At 70.9% G+C, this 14,633-nt stretch carries 11 protein-coding genes; 2 read left to right on the top strand and 9 right to left on the bottom strand.

The window, feature by feature from the left end:
* Positions 1-10: 10 nt before the first annotated feature.
* The 9 genes from SLUN_RS16235 to rsmI all read right to left on the bottom strand — a co-directional run bounded on the left by SLUN_RS16235 (position 11) and on the right by rsmI (position 10,992).
* Positions 11-1,720 (bottom strand): outer membrane protein assembly factor BamB family protein, encoded by a 1,710-nt coding sequence (locus tag SLUN_RS16235; protein ID WP_108149168.1) that lies wholly within the window; start codon positions 1,718-1,720, stop codon positions 11-13.
* A gap of 230 nt (positions 1,721-1,950) precedes the next feature.
* Positions 1,951-3,750 (bottom strand): ABC-F family ATP-binding cassette domain-containing protein, encoded by a 1,800-nt coding sequence (locus SLUN_RS16240; protein ID WP_108149169.1) that lies wholly within the window; start codon positions 3,748-3,750, stop codon positions 1,951-1,953.
* 43 nt (positions 3,751-3,793) lie between these two features.
* Positions 3,794-5,098, bottom strand: coding sequence for an acyltransferase family protein (locus SLUN_RS16245; protein WP_108149170.1), 1,305 nt, complete (start codon positions 5,096-5,098; stop codon positions 3,794-3,796).
* A gap of 122 nt (positions 5,099-5,220) precedes the next feature.
* Positions 5,221-6,114 carry a 4-(cytidine 5'-diphospho)-2-C-methyl-D-erythritol kinase gene (locus SLUN_RS16250; protein WP_108149171.1) on the bottom strand — a complete coding sequence of 298 codons (894 nt, stop codon included), beginning with the start codon at positions 6,112-6,114 and terminating at the stop codon, positions 5,221-5,223.
* Positions 6,111-6,971, bottom strand: coding sequence for a 16S rRNA (adenine(1518)-N(6)/adenine(1519)-N(6))-dimethyltransferase RsmA (gene rsmA, locus SLUN_RS16255; protein ID WP_108149172.1), 861 nt, complete (start codon positions 6,969-6,971; stop codon positions 6,111-6,113). Before rsmA ends, SLUN_RS16250 begins: the two co-directional genes overlap by 4 nt.
* The gene (locus SLUN_RS16260) at positions 6,968-8,371 is read right to left on the bottom strand and encodes a resuscitation-promoting factor (protein WP_306610701.1); all 1,404 of its coding nucleotides are present in this window, start codon (positions 8,369-8,371) and stop codon (positions 6,968-6,970) included. Before SLUN_RS16260 ends, rsmA begins: the two co-directional genes overlap by 4 nt.
* A gap of 204 nt (positions 8,372-8,575) precedes the next feature.
* Positions 8,576-9,445, bottom strand: a complete 870-nt coding sequence (locus SLUN_RS16265) for a TatD family hydrolase (RefSeq protein ID WP_108149174.1) — start codon at positions 9,443-9,445, stop codon at positions 8,576-8,578.
* Between the two features lie 53 nt (positions 9,446-9,498).
* The gene (locus tag SLUN_RS16270) at positions 9,499-9,975 is read right to left on the bottom strand and encodes a hypothetical protein (protein WP_108149175.1); all 477 of its coding nucleotides are present in this window, start codon (positions 9,973-9,975) and stop codon (positions 9,499-9,501) included.
* A gap of 129 nt (positions 9,976-10,104) precedes the next feature.
* Positions 10,105-10,992 carry a 16S rRNA (cytidine(1402)-2'-O)-methyltransferase gene (gene rsmI / locus SLUN_RS16275; RefSeq protein WP_175313656.1) on the bottom strand — a complete coding sequence of 296 codons (888 nt, stop codon included), beginning with the start codon at positions 10,990-10,992 and terminating at the stop codon, positions 10,105-10,107.
* A 54-nt stretch (positions 10,993-11,046) separates the two neighbouring features.
* Here rsmI and SLUN_RS16280 point away from each other — a divergent pair, with 54 nt between their 5' ends.
* Both SLUN_RS16280 and SLUN_RS16285 read left to right on the top strand, forming a co-directional pair.
* Positions 11,047-12,768, top strand: a complete 1,722-nt coding sequence (locus SLUN_RS16280) for a dolichyl-phosphate-mannose--protein mannosyltransferase (protein ID WP_108149177.1) — start codon at positions 11,047-11,049, stop codon at positions 12,766-12,768.
* A gap of 182 nt (positions 12,769-12,950) precedes the next feature.
* A complete protein-coding gene (locus SLUN_RS16285; protein WP_108149178.1) occupies positions 12,951-14,597 on the top strand; it encodes a penicillin-binding transpeptidase domain-containing protein in 1,647 nt (548 codons plus the stop codon).
* Positions 14,598-14,633 lie beyond the last annotated feature (36 nt).

The following is a 14,633-nucleotide window of genomic DNA, read 5'->3' on the forward strand; positions in this document are numbered from 1 at the left end:
CAGAGCGCGGTCACTTGCCAAAGGCCATCATCGTTTTCGTCTCCCTCTCTTCCGCGTCGTTGAGGCCGTTGATACGGGTGGCGGTGAGGAAGAACCGGCCGTCCGCGTATACCGTCCGCGACTCCATGAAGCCGGACTCAGCCTCGACGGCCGCCAGTTGGTGTTTCAGCACGACCTTCGGCGCACCGCCCGCCGGCGCGATGGTCGCGACCGCGCCGGCCACGCTGTACGTCGGGGCGATGTAGACCACGACGCTGCCGTCCTGAACGGTCAGCGGCGTCATCGTGCGGTCCCCTCCCGCCGGTGAGCGCCACTTGGGTTTGCCGGTGTCCAGGCTGAACGCCACGACGTCGTTGGTGCCGGTCGGCTCCGTGGACAGGTAGAGCGTGGACGCGTCGGCGGCGACACCGGTGCACCACCCCTGGATGTCCCCGCGGAAGGCGAGGAGTGAACTGGAGCAGCGCGGCTTGAACTTGTCCTTGCCGAGCTGGAGCTGCGAGCGCAGCTTTCCGCTGTCCGTAAGGGCGATGACGCGCCGTTGGGTGTTCTCGTCGGAGTCGTCGGCCTGCAGCTTGATGGAGACGACGGGCGGGCTGACCGAGTAGACCTTGTCGACTTCCCAGTCGGCGGGGAGCGCGTACGTCCAGGTGGCCCTGCCGGTGGCCGGGTCGACGTTCTGGATCTCCTGCTTGACGTTCTCGGCGGCGCTGGTGGGGCAGTTCGCGGCGGCGATCAGTCGGGTACCGCCGGCGAAGCCGTAGGGCAGGCAGCCGGACGACGGCTTGCCGAAGAGCTGCTTGCCGTCGTTCAGGCTGAAGCCGTAGGAGGTGTCCAGGCCTGCCGCGGTGACCGTGTTCCCGCCGATGGCGAGGATGAAGTCGGAGAAACCGGTCAGGTCCTTCGGCTTGGGTATGGACGTCTTCCAGCCCGCCTTGCCGGTCTTCGCATCGATCATCTGGAGTTCGCTGCAGTCGGCCTTCGCCGTGAGGCCGCTCTTGACCCCGATGACGATCTTTCCCTCGGCGGAAACCTGAGGAGCGGCCAGGCACGCATCGGCGCCGAGCTTCACGCTCCACTTCTTCCTGCCGTCGGTCACCGAGAAGCCGGCGACCTCCCGGGACATGGCCTTGACGATCGTGTCGCCCTCGACCCAGGGACCGAAGATCTCGGCGCCGTTGCCCGGTACGTCGATGTCGTTCTGCTTCAGGAAAAGGATGTTCGCCTCGCCCGGCCTGCGCCCGGCGTTGAGGTCGCCCTCGCCGCCGGCGGTGCCGCTGCCCTCGTCCGCGGAAGCCGGGCCGGAGGGCTTGGGGCTGTCACTGCTCCTGCTGACGCCGGCCTTGTCGTCCTTGCCGTCACCGCTGAGCACGAACCAGGTACCGCCGCCGATCACCAACAGGCCTGCGACCGCCGCGCCGATGACGACGCCCGGCTTGCCTTTGAAGAGGCCGCCACCGCCGCCGGGCGGGGTGGGCACGCCGGTGTACTGCGTCGGGGGCTGGGGCTGGTAGCCGCCGTACGGTCCGGACTGCTGCCCGTAGGGGCCCGGCTGTTGACCGTAGGGCCCCGGCTGCTGACCGTACGGTCCGGGCCGGGAGTACGGCGGCTGCGTGGGCGGTATCTGCGGCGGCTGGGCCGGTGGCTGCGGAATCCCCTGCCGCGTGCCCGGAGAAACGCCGAAGCCCCCCTGCGGCTGTTGCTGGCCGGGCGGCTGAGTCATCTGGTGCTTCCCCCTTGTGCGGTCCCGCTGCCCGAGCCGGTCTCCCTCGCGGCTGCGGCGGGCGTCTGCTCCGTAAGGGAGCTTTTCGGACACGGGTTCCGCTGTCTCACATTGGTCGAGCGGAGCTTCTTTCTATCACTCGGGATGTGTCGAACAAGGGGCCGGTCCGCCCCTGTTCCCAAGGGAGGACCGGCCCGTGATGCCGTTGTTACGAGACCTGCACGCCGCCTCTACGCATCCTCGGCCAGCTCGAGCCAGCGCATCTCCAACTCGTCGCGCTCACGGATGAGTTCACGCAGTTCCGCATCCAGTTTCGCCACCTTCTCGAAGTCTGTGGCGTTGTCGGCGATTTGGGCGTGCAGGCTGGTCTCCCGGTCGGAGCTCTTGTTCAGCTGCCGCTCGATCCGCTGCAGTTCCTTCTTCGCCGCGCGAGCGTCGCCCGCCGGCTTCTCCTTGGCGGCGGGCGCGGGCGCCGGCGCCGGAACGGCCGCCTCGATCATCCGCTGCCTGCGCTCCAGGTACTCGTCGATGCCGCGCGGCAGCATCCGCAGGGCGGCATCGCCCAGCAGCGCGTACGTCTTGTCCGTCGTCCGCTCGATGAAGAAACGGTCGTGGGAGATGACGACCATCGAGCCCGGCCAGCCGTCGAGCAGGTCCTCGAGCTGGGTCAGCGTCTCGATGTCGAGGTCGTTGGTGGGCTCGTCGAGGAACAGGACGTTCGGCTCGTCCATCAGCAGCCGCAGGATCTGGAGCCTGCGCCGCTCACCACCGGACAGGTCACCGACCGGCGTCCACTGCTTCTCCTTGGTGAAGCCGAACTGCTCGCACAGCTGGCCCGCGGTCATCTCACGGCCCGTGCCGAGGTCGACCCGGTCCCGTACCTGCTGGACGGCCTCCAACACCCGCAGGGCGGGGTTGAGTTCGCCGACCTCCTGCGAGAGGTAGGCCAGCTTCACCGTCTTGCCGACGATGACCCGGCCGGCCGCGGGCTGTACGTCGCCGCCGGTGCGGGCCGCCTCGGCGAGCGCGCGCAGCAGCGAGGTCTTGCCCGCGCCGTTGACGCCGACCAGACCGACGCGGTCGCCGGGGCCGAGCTGCCAGGTGAGGTGCTTCAGCAGCACCTTCGGTCCGGCCTGGACGGTCACGTCCTCCAGGTCGAAGACGGTCCTTCCCAGGCGGGCGTTGGCGAACTTCATCAGCGCGGAGGTGTCGCGCGGCGGCGGCACATCGGCGATCAGCTCGTTCGCGGCCTCGATGCGGTAGCGCGGCTTGGAGGTACGGGCGGGGGCGCCGCGCCGCAGCCAGGCCAGCTCCTTGCGCATCAGGTTCTGCCGCTTGGACTCCTCGGTCGCCGCGATGCGCTCGCGCTCGGCGCGCGCGAAGACGTAGTCGCTGTAGCCGCCCTCGTACTCGTGCACCGCGCCGCGCTGGACGTCCCACATCCGCGTGCAGACCTGGTCGAGGAACCAGCGGTCGTGTGTGACGCAGACGAGCGCCGAGCGGCGCGTCCGCAGATGCTTCGCCAGCCAGGCGATGCCCTCCACGTCGAGGTGGTTGGTGGGCTCGTCGAGGACGATCAGGTCCTGCTCGGCGATGAGCAGCTTGGCGAGCGCGATACGGCGGCGCTCACCGCCGGAGAGCGGTCCGATGACGGTGTCCAGGCCCTGCTCGAACCCCGGCAGGTGCAGATCGCCGAAGAGTCCGGTGAGCACGTCACGGATCTTGGCGTTGCCCGCCCACTCGTGGTCGGCCATGTCGCCGATGACCTCGTGCCGGACGGTGGCCCCGGGGTCGAGCGAGTCGTGCTGGGTGAGCACCCCGAGCCGCAGTCCGCCGCTCTGGGTCACCCGGCCCGTGTCGGGCTCCTCGAGCTTGGCGAGCATGCGGATGAGGGTCGTCTTGCCGTCGCCGTTGCGGCCGACGACGCCGATGCGGTCCCCCTCGGAGACGCCGAGGGAGACCCCGTCGAGCAGGGCACGTGTTCCGTACACCTTGCTGACTGCCTCGACATTGACCAGGTTGACGGCCATTACTCTCCTGACAGGGGGAACGATCGACCCCCCAGCCTACTTGTCAGGAGCGCCGGCCCCTGCCCGCGGTCTCGACGAGCAGCCAGCCGGCCAGAGCCATGGTGACGGCGGCGGGCGCGGTGACGCGTACCGCGACCAGCATCGCGGACCTGCCCTCCAGCATTCCGCCGAAGCCGACCATGGACAGGCCGAGCACGCCGAAGAGGCAGAGCGTGATCCCGAGGGCGGCGGCGGGCCCGGAGCCGGTGGCCGGGGCCGCCCGGACCGGCCGCTCGAACGTACGGAAGGCGGCGACGAGCAGCGCGGTCAGCGCGGCGGCGACCGCGATACGGACCGGGACCTGCGCCCACCAGGCGGCGGAGGCGGGGGCGGGCAGCGGTACGCCGAGCGCGAGCATCGCTCCGTACACGCCGAGCATCGCGGTCAGATGCCACAGGAACGCGGTCATCGCGATGCCGTTGGCGGCGACGACGGCCCGCCAGACCGCGGCCCGCTGCACGAAGCGCGTACCGGGCGCACGGAGCAGCTCCACCGCGCCGACCAGCCACAGGCCGTGGAAGAGGAGCGCGAGAGTGGGCGGGGCCATGTTGGAGACCTTCTCGCCCGGCATCCCGACCATGCTCAGGGGGTACGGGCCGAGGGCGACCAGCCCGGCGGCGCCGACGAGTCCGGCCGCGGCGAGCGCCGAGGGCATCTTGATCATGCCGTCGGCGCGGAGGAAGCCGAGCTGGTGGACGGCGAGCCAGACGAAGGCGAAGTTGAGGAACTCGACGAACGGCACGCCGCCGATGAAGCGGAGCCCGTCGACTGCGGCGGCGCCGGCGAGGAGCGCACCGAAGGCGCCCCAGCCGTAGCGCTCATGCAGCTTCAGCAGCGACGGGGTGAAGGCGACCATCGCCAGGTATATCCCGATGAACCAGAGCGGCTGGGCGACGAGCCGCAGAGCGACACCGGTCAGCCCGCCATCGCCACCCATGAGCTGAACGATCAGCGCGCCGGTGCCCCACACCAGGATGAAGACCATGGTGGGCCGGAGCAGCCGCTGCAGCCGGGCCCGCAGGAAGGCGGCGTAGACGGAGCCGTCGGTCCTGCGGGAGAGGGAGCGGTAGGAGAGGGCGTGCGAGAAGCCGCCGACGAAGAAGAAGACCGGCATGATCTGCAGCGCCCAGGTGAGGAGCTGCAGTTCCGGCACGACGGCGAGGAGATTCCCCACCCCGTCGCCGGTGACGACGGCCATCAGCCAGTGCCCGCCCACGACGGTCCCGAGCGAGGCGACCCGCAACAGGTCGATGTACCGGTCCCGCGTCCCCGGGGTGGCGGCGGCGAGCTCACGAACACTTGATCCCATGCGGGTACGGTGCCGCAGGTGTGTGGGGGCGGGTGAGGGGGTTCGTACTCAACTTGGGCGTGAGTACGAAACTCGAGCCCGTCCGGCGATTGAGGACACGGCCGAAGGCCGTACGGGTCCGGCTACACGCGCACCGCACCCCGCGCCGGCGACGCCGCCACCCTCGCCGCCCGGCACGTCCCGGAGCGGAGCAACGCGTCGGCCACCTGCCGCGCCCCCTCCGGGGACTTCGTCAGGAACGCCGTCGTCGGTCCCGAGCCCGACACCAGCGACGCCAGTGCCCCCGCCGCCATCCCCGACTCGAGCGTCGCCGACAGCACGGGGCGCAACGAGAGCGCCGCGGGCTGGAGGTCGTTCGTGAGCGCGCCCGCGAGCGCCGTCGCGTCGCCGGTGCGCAGGGCCGCGAGCAGCGCGGGCGAGGCGACCGGCGCCGGGACCGCCGCGCCCGCGTGCAGGCGGTCGAACTCCGCGTACACCGCCGGCGTCGACAGACCGCCGTCCGCCACCGCGAACACCCAGTGGAACTCCCCGCCGGCCTCCAGCTCCGTCAGCCGCTCGCCCCGGCCCGTGCCCAGCGCCGCCCCGCCCACCAGGCTGAACGGCACATCGCTGCCCAACTCCGCGCAGATGTCGAGGAGTTCGGAGCGCGATGAGCCAAGGCCCCACAGCGCGTCGCACGCCAGCAGCGCCCCCGCGCCGTCCGCGCTGCCGCCCGCCATGCCGCCCGCGACCGGGATGTCCTTGGCGATGTGGATGTGGACGTCCGGGGAGAGGCCGTGGCGCGCGGCCAGGGCCTCGGCCGCGCGGGCCGCCAGGTTCGTACGGTCCAGCGGGACCTGGTCCGCGTCCGGACCCGAGCAGGTGATCGTCAGCGCCTGAGCCGCCGTCACGGTGACCTCGTCGTACAGGCCGACCGCCAGAAACACATTCGCGAGGTCGTGGAAGCCGTCGGGGCGCGCACCGCCCACCGCCAACTGAACGTTGACCTTCGCCGGGACCCGTACCGTCACGCTCACGCCTTGGCCTCCGCGATCCGCGCGAACTCCTCGACCGTCAGCGCTTCCCCGCGCGCCTGCGGCGAGATCCCGGCCTCGACCAGCGCCGCCTCCGCCGCGGCCGGCGATCCGGCCCAGCCCGCGAGCGCCGCCCGGAGCGTCTTGCGGCGCTGCGCGAACGCCGCGTCCACCACCCTGAAGACCTCCGCCTTCGATGCCGTGGTCTTCACCGGCTCGGTGCGGCGGACCAGGGACACCAGACCGGAGTCGACGTTCGGTGCCGGCCAGAAGACGTTCCGGCCGATCGAGCCCGCCCGCTTCACGTCCGCGTACCAGTTCGCCTTCACCGAAGGCACTCCGTACACCTTGTTGCCCGGCTTGGCAGCGAGCCGGTCCGCGACCTCTGCCTGGACCATGACCAGCGTCCGCTCGATCGTCGGGAAGCGGTCCAGCATGGTGAGGAGGACCGGCACGGCGACGTTGTACGGGAGGTTGGCGACCAGCGCGGTCGGCGGCGGTCCCGGCAGCTCCTCGACGAGCATCGCGTCGGAGTGGACCAGCGAGAAGCGGTCGGCACGCCCCGGCATCCGGGCCGCGATCGTCGACGGCAGCGCACCCGCGAGCACATCGTCGATCTCGACGGCGACGACCCGGTCGGCGGCTTCGAGCAGCGCCAGGGTCAGCGACCCGAGCCCGGGGCCGACCTCGACGACGACGTCGTCCTCCCGCACCTCGGCCGTCCGTACGATCCGGCGGACCGTATTGGCGTCGATGACGAAGTTCTGGCCGCGCTGCTTGGTGGGGCGTACGCCCAGCGCTGCGGCCAGTTCACGGATGTCGGCGGGGCCGAGGAGTGCGTCGGGCTCAGTGGTGCTCACTGATACAGCCTACGGCCGCAGTGCGGCCACGGACTCGCCCCCCTTTGCACGAAGAGCTTCTTCGCCCGGTACGTCTGCTCTGCCGCGGACGCGTCCTGCGGCCGCCCGCTGCCGCCCAGCGCATGCCAGGTCCCGCGGTCGAACTGGTACAGCCCGCCGTAGTTCCCCGACGGGTCGACCGCCCCCGGCCGCCCGCCGGACTCGCACTGCGCGAGGGCGTCCCAGTTCAGCCCGTCCGCGCCCTTTACGGAGTCCGGCAGCGGCTTGGTGCCCACCATCACCCGCTGGGTGACGGGCTCCCGCACCACCTCCTCGGCGAGCTTCCTCGGCTTCTGCTTGACGCCGTTGACCGTCCGCAGGGCGTACGTGACCCGGCGCGCGCCCGGCCCGCCCTGCCGTACGACGACCTCGGTGCCCGCGAACAGAGACGAGTCCCTGGTCTTCTCGATCGCGTAGCGGATCGGCTCCTCGCGGACTTCCCTGCTGCCGGTGATGCGCATGACGGTGATGGTCTGGCCGTCCCGCGGAAAGCTCGCGGGAGGCACGGATGTGGTGTCCTGCCCGCGCAGCGCGATGCCCGCCTCGTACAGCGCCTCGCGCACGGTCGCCGCGTTCGTACGGATGGTGTGCTCGCGCCCGTCGGCCATGAAGGTGACGTTCCGCTCGGTCCATACGTCGAGAGCGAGGCCCTTGCGGGAGATCCCCGACGAGCGGGATGCGGACAGATACGCGCCCTCGGCCCGGACCCCGAGCTGGCGCAGCGCGCCGTCGACGGTACGGGCGGTGGTCCACACCCGGCGGCGCTGCCCGTCCAGGGTGAGCATCACGGGCCGGCCGTAGCGGACGACGATCTCGTCACCGCTGGCGAGGGCCGAGCCGGGGGCCGGGGCGACGATGTCGTGGGCGCTGACCGCGAGCCCCTCCTCCTCGAGGAGCTCCTCCACGTCGTCGGCGAAGGTGTGCATGGTGCGCGGTACACCGTCGACGCTGAGCCGTACCGCCTTGTCGCTGGCGACGAAGGCGGAGGTGCCGCCGGCCAGGAAGGCGACGACGAGGGCCTGCGGGACGAGGCGACGCAGGGTGTCGGGCTTGTCGCCGGTCCGGCGGCGGCGTGCGGCCCGGCGGGCCTCGGCGCGGCCGCCGGCCCCGGCCCCGGGTCCCGCCTCTGCCCCTGCCCCTGCGGACGCCTTGGGAGCCCGGCCCTGGCGCGGCAGCGACGGCGCGCCGGGGACGTAGGTCGGCGTGTAGCCCACGGACGCCTCGGGCGCCGGGGCAGGGGGCTCGTACGACGGCGTCCGGGCCTCGTACCCGGGCGCGTAGGTCTCGTACGGCTCTGCTGTCCGCGCGGCGGCGCGGCGCCCGCCGCGCGCGGCACGGTGACTGCCCTGCGAATTGCTCACGACGCTCCGTAAGGTCCGGTCCGCCCTATGGCGTTGCGGGCCCCCCGGAGTACCCGGGACGAACCCACCACGAGCAGCACCACCAACGCCTGCGGCCCAGGGTGACCACGACCGCGGCGCCGGGGAGACTAGCGGAGCCCCGGTCACTCTCCAAAGCGATTCGACTGCACAGCGTCGCGACGGTACCCTGCGCGGCGTTATCCCTCAGTAACCGAACGCGAGCGCCGTATTGGCCGAAATCGCCGCGGCCAGCGTGTCCTCGTCGAGGCCCTTCACCGCGGCCATCGCGCGCAGCGTGACCGGAATGAGGTACGGCGCGTTAGGCCGTCCGCGGTACGGCGCCGGCGTGAGAAAGGGCGCGTCCGTTTCCACGAGTACGAGTTCCGCCGGGGCGACGGTGAGCGCGTCGCGCAGCGGCTGGGCGTTCTTGAAGGTCACATTGCCGGCGAAGGACATGAAGTAGCCCTTGGCCGTGCACACTTCGGCCATGTCCGCGTCGCCGGAATAGCAGTGGAAGACGGTGCGCTCGGGTGCGCCCTCCTCGGCGAGAATCCGCAGGACATCGGCGTGCGCATCACGGTCGTGGATGACCAGGGCCTTGTCGTGCCGTTTGGCGATCTCGATATGGGCCCGGAAGGAGCGCTCCTGGGCGGCGATGCCGTCGGGGCCCGTACGGAAGTAGTCCAGGCCCGTCTCGCCGACGGCTTTCACCTGGTCCAGCGCGGCCAGCCGGTCGATCTCGGTCAGCGCGTCGTCGAGCGCGCTGTCGCCGCCCCCCTCGCGGGCACCCTGCCGTGACCACCCGTCCGGGTCCCCGAGAACGATCCGCGGGGCCTCGTTGGGATGCAGGGCGACCGCGGCGTGCACGCCCTCGTGGGCGGCGGCCGTCTCCGCCGCCCAACGGGAGCCCTTGATGTCGCAGCCCACCTGGACGACGGTCGTCACCCCGACCGCGGCGGCCCTCGCCAGCGCCTCCTCGACGGTGCCCTCCTGCATGTCCAGGTGGGTGTGCGAATCGGCGACCGGTACTCCGAGCGGGTCGGGCAGCGGCGGTGGGGCGGACTTCGAGCTCATGGGCGCGATCCTACGAGGCTCGCACCCATGGCCTCACGTGCGGTGGAAGAGCCTCACTTGCGGTGGAAGGGATGCATGAGATCGGAGAGGTGCCAGTGGTGAGGCTCGCCCGGTTCGTTCTGTACCTCGGACTGTCCGGGTTCTGCGGCCTGTCCGGCTTCCGCGGACTGTCCGGGTTCGGCCTGCTCGGGCTTGTGCGCCTTTTTGGGCTTCCTCGCCGGCTCGGAATGCAGGTACGGCTCGCTCGGCAACGGACCTGTGATCGACACGGACTGCCCGATCAGGTTGTGCACCGATGTGACCTGTCCCGCCTTCATGATCCGCACGACATGCCCGCCGCAGTTCGTGCAGGTCGGGCTCGAGAGCGGAGACGGCACCCGCAGACCGCCGGCCTTGTAGACAACGAATTCCCGGCCCGACCCGTCGATGTGGTGCTCTATGTCGTAGGCCTGCTCCCAGCCGTGCCCACAGCGCATGCAGGCGAACGCATACGCCTCGTGGGCCTTGGCGGCACCTGTGATCTCACTCATGCCGACTCCTCTCCACCGATCCAGTGGACGCCCGTTCAGGCGGGAGCGCATCAGCGCCTGTCGATTAATGGTCTGGTCTTTGGTCTTCCGATGCAGAAAGGCCGCAGGACACGGTCTGCGCTTTGCTTTTTACGATAGTCCTTTACCGTCAGCTGGGACCGGCCGATCCGCATTCTTTGCCGCCACGACCGCATCGAACACCTCGCGCTTGGGCAGCCCCGCCTCGGCGGCGACCGCCACGATGGCCTCCTTGCGCCGCTCCCCCGCCTCCTCGCGCACCCGCACCCTGCGCACCAGCTCAGCGGCGTCGAGATCGCCGGGATCCGCTTCCGGCGCGCCCTCGACGACGACGGTGATCTCGCCCCGTACGCCTTCGGCCGCCCAGGCGGCCAGCTCACCGAGGCCGCCGCGCTTGACCTCCTCGTACGTCTTCGTCAGCTCGCGGCACACGGCGGCGCGGCGCTCGGCGCCGAACACCTCGGCCATCGCGGCGAGCGTGTCGTCGAGCCGGTGCGGCGCCTCGAAGTAGACGAGTGTGCGCCGCTCGCCCTCGACCTCGCGCAGCCGGCCGAGCCGCTCGCCCGCCTTGCGCGGCAGGAAGCCCTCGAAGCAGAAGCGGTCCACGGGCAGCCCGGACAGGGCCAGTGCGGTGAGTACGGCGGACGGGCCCGGCACCGCGGTGACCTTGATGTCCTTCTCGACGGCGGCGGCGACCAGCCGGTAGCCGGGGTCGGAGACGGACGGCATCCCCGCGTCCGTGACCAGCAGCACCCGGGCGCCGCCGGCCAGCGCCTCGACCAGCTCCGGCGTACGGGCCGACTCATTGCCCTCGAAGTACGACACGACACGCCCCTGGGTGTGCACACCCAGCGCCTGAGTGAGCCGGCGCAGCCGCCGGGTGTCCTCCGCGGCCACGATGTCGGCACGCTCCAGCTCGGCGGCGAGCCGGGGCGGCGCGTCCGCGACATCACCGATGGGAGTCCCTGCGAGTACCAGTGTTCCTGTCACACAGGCCATCCTCGCAGGACCCGGACGCACGACTCGCACAGTCGCGTTCCCTACGATGGCGCGGTGACCAGTACCGCGCCACAGACCCTGCAGGGCAAGGACGCCGATGAGCAGCCGCCCGGCCGGCAGCACAGGCTGCGCAGATTCGGCTACGCGCCCCGGCCCGTGACCGGGCTGCGCGAACGCCTGGTGCCGCCCTACACGCGCCCGTCCGCGCGGCTGTGGCCGGTGTTCGGCATCGGCCCCGCGGCCGCGGACGGGCTGCTGCGGGTGGCCGCCTGGGCCGGGCCGCTGCTGGTCGCGTTCGTCGCGGGCCTGCTGCGGTTCTGGAACCTGGGCAAGCCCAAGGCGGTGATATTCGACGAGACGTACTACGCCAAGGACGCCTGGGCCCTGATCAACCAGGGGTACGAGGGCAGCTGGCCGAAGGACATCGACAAGTCGATCCTCCGCGATCCCTCCAGCGTCCCGATCCCCACCGACCCCGGCTATGTGGTGCATCCGCCGGTCGGCAAATGGGTCATCGGCCTCGGCGAGCAGCTCTTCGGGTTCACGCCCTTCGGCTGGCGCTTCATGGTCGCCGTGCTCGGCACGCTGTCGGTGCTGATGCTGTGCCGGATCGGCCGGCGGCTGTTCCGCTCGACGTTCCTGGGCTGTCTGGCGGGCACACTGCTCACTTTCGACGGCCTGCACTTCGTGATGAGCCGCACAGCGCTGCTCGACCAGGTGCTGATGTTCTTCGTGCTGGCCGCCTTCGGCTGTCTGCTCATCGACCGGGACTGGGCGCGCAGACGGCTCGCGGCGGCGCTGCCCACGGACGAGGACGGGGTGCTGCGGCCGGACGCGACGGTCGCGGAGACACTGCGCCTCGGCTGGCGCCCGTGGCGGCTGGCGGCGGGCCTGATGCTGGGCCTGGCCGCGGGCACCAAGTGGAACGGCCTCTATGTGATGGTCGCGTTCGGTCTGCTGACCGTCCTGTGGGACGTGGGCGCGCGCCGGACGGCGGGCGCGGTGCAGCCGTACAAGGCGGTGCTGAAGAAGGACGTCCTGCCGGCCTTCGTCTCGACGGTGCCGGTCGCCATCGTCACGTACATCGCGACCTGGACCGGCTGGATCGTCACCGACAAGGGCTACTTCAGGGACTGGGCCCAGAAGGACGGCAGGGGCGGCAACTGGACCTGGCTGCCGGACTGGCTGCGCAGCCTGTGGCACTACGAGACGGAGGTCTACCAGTTCCACGTCAATCTGACCTCCGGGCACACCTACCAGTCGAATCCGTGGAGCTGGATCGTGCTGGGCCGCCCGGTCTCGTACTACTACGAGGACCCGAAGGCGGGCACCGGCGGCTGCCCGGCGGACGCGGCCGACAAGTGCGCGAGCGAGGTGCTGGCCCTCGGCACACCGCTGCTGTGGTGGGCGGCCTGCTTCGCGATCTGCTACATCCTGTGGCGCTGGCTGTTCCGCCGGGACTGGCGGGCGGGCGCCATCGCGTGCGGGATCGCGGCGGGCTGGGTGCCCTGGTTCTTCTACCAGGAGCGCACGATCTTCCTGTTCTACGCGGTCGTGTTCGTGCCGTTCCTGTGTCTTGCGGTGGCGATGATGATCGGCGCGATCCTCGGACCACCGGGCTCGGACGAACGGCGGCGGGCGATCGGGGCGATCGGCGCCGGGGTGCTGGTGCTGCTGATCATCTGGAACTTCATCTACTTCTGGCCGCTGTACACGGGCACGACGATCCCGCTGGACGACTGGCGGAACAGGATGTGGCTGGACACCTGGGTCTGAACCGGGCCTGGGCCGACCTGAACCGGGGCCTGGGCCGGGCCTGGGCCGGGCCTCATCGTCGCGGTCCGATAACGGCCGAACCCCTCGTCACCCCTGTCCCGTAGAGTGCACGCGATGCACGTCCTTGAACACGCTTTTCAACAAGCGCGGACGAGGACACTCCTGGGGAGGGGACTGCAGCGATGCGCAGTGGAGCGAAGGTCGCCGTCGTCGGCGGCGTATTCCTGGTGGTCGCCGGTGGCGTGGGCTACGGCGGCTACAACCTGTACAGCGGGCTGACCGGCGGCGACGGCGGAGGCAGCGACACCAAGTCGGCCTCGGCGCCGAAGGAGACCGGGCCGCCCAGTGCCGACGAGGTCGACAGGGCCGCGAAGGACTTCCTGGCGGCGTGGGCCGGCGGCAACGCCGCGGAAGCCGCGCAGCTCACCAACAACGCCGCCGATGCCGAGCCGCTGCTGGCCGGTTACCGCGACCGGGCCCATGTCTCCGCGGCCGTGATCACGCCGGGCGAGGCGGTCGGCGCGACGGTGCCGTTCACCGTCAGGGCGACTGTGACGTTCGAGGGGCAGAGCAAGCCCTGGTCGTACGCCTCCGAGCTCAGCGTGGTGCGCGGGCTGACCACCGGCAGGGCGCTGGTCGACTGGGCGCCCACGGTGGTCCACCCCAAGCTGACGAAGGACACCACCCTCAAGACGGACAAGGCCTCGGCCCCGCCGATCAAGGCCGTCGACCGCGAGGGCCGGGAGCTGACGAAGGAGAAGTACCCCTCGCTCGGCGCCGTCCTGGACTCGCTGCGCAAGAAATACGGCGACGACGCGGGCGGTACGGCCGGCATCGAACTGGTCGTCGCGTCGGCGAACGAGGCCACGCCCGACCAGACCCTGCTGACCCTCACCAAGGGCAAGGAGGGGACGCTGACGACCACCCTGGACGTGGATGTGCAGGCGGCCGCCGAGAAGGCGGTGCAGAAGTACGGGCACGCGTCGGTGGTCGCGATCAAGCCCAGTACGGGCGAGATCCGCGCGGTCGCCAACAGCCCGGCGGGCGGCTACAACACGGCGTTGCAGGGGGCCCAGGCACCCGGCTCCACGATGAAGATCGTGACCGCGGCGATGATGATGGACAACGGTGTCGTCAAGGGACCGGGAGCGAAGGTGGAGTGTCCTTCGACCGTCGCGTGGGAGGGCGTGCCGTTCCAGAATCTCGAGCGCTTCGAGATCAAGAACGACACCTTCAAGGAAAGCTTCCGCCGCTCCTGCAACACCGCGTTCATCAAGGCCGTCAAGCCCCTCACCGAGCGCGGCAACGCCGGTACGGCGCTGGGTGACACGGCCCGGAAGTACTTCGGCATCGGGCTCGACTGGCAGGCCGGTATCGCCACCGTCGACGGCAGCGTGCCGGAGTCGGCGGGAGCGGAGACCGCCGCCTCGTACATCGGACAGGGCAAGATCACGATGAACGCGCTCAACATGGCATCCATCACCGCCACCGCGAAGAACGGCGGCTTCCACCAGCCCGTCATCGTCCCCAAGTCCCTCGACGACCGTGAACTGGCCACGGCGCAGCGGCTGCCGGGCTCCATCGCCCAGGCCCTGCGCGAGATGATGCGCGCCACCGCCCAGTACGGCACGGGCCAGGCCGCGATGGCGGGGGTCGGCGGCGACAAGGGCGCCAAGACCGGCTCCGCCGAGGTCGACGGACAGGGCAAGTCCAACAGCTGGTTCACCGGATACGCCGACGACCTGGCCGCCGCCGCGGTCGTGCAGTCCGGCGGGCACGGCGGCGACGCGGCGGGCCCCGTGGTCGCCCAGGTGCTGCGCGCCCGCTGAGCCCAGCCCACCAGAACCGCCGATCGAACCGTGCGG

Source organism: Streptomyces lunaelactis, assembly GCF_003054555.1.
Taxonomy (GTDB): Bacteria; Actinomycetota; Actinomycetes; order Streptomycetales; family Streptomycetaceae; genus Streptomyces; species Streptomyces lunaelactis.

Bases quoted from the DNA above. Each gene is read 5' to 3' on its own strand.
- SLUN_RS16285 (WP_108149178.1), top strand. From the start codon at position 12,951: ATGCGCAGTGGAGCGAAGGTCGCCGTCGTCGGCGGCGTATTCCTGGTG.
- rsmI (WP_175313656.1), bottom strand. From the start codon at position 10,992: ATGGCCTGTGTGACAGGAACACTGGTACTCGCAGGGACTCCCATCGGT.
- SLUN_RS16240 (WP_108149169.1), bottom strand. From the start codon at position 3,750: ATGGCCGTCAACCTGGTCAATGTCGAGGCAGTCAGCAAGGTGTACGGA.
- SLUN_RS16270 (WP_108149175.1), bottom strand. From the start codon at position 9,975: ATGAGTGAGATCACAGGTGCCGCCAAGGCCCACGAGGCGTATGCGTTC.
- SLUN_RS16265 (WP_108149174.1), bottom strand. From the start codon at position 9,445: ATGAGCTCGAAGTCCGCCCCACCGCCGCTGCCCGACCCGCTCGGAGTA.
- SLUN_RS16235 (WP_108149168.1), bottom strand. From the start codon at position 1,720: ATGACTCAGCCGCCCGGCCAGCAACAGCCGCAGGGGGGCTTCGGCGTT.
- SLUN_RS16245 (WP_108149170.1), bottom strand. From the start codon at position 5,098: ATGGGATCAAGTGTTCGTGAGCTCGCCGCCGCCACCCCGGGGACGCGG.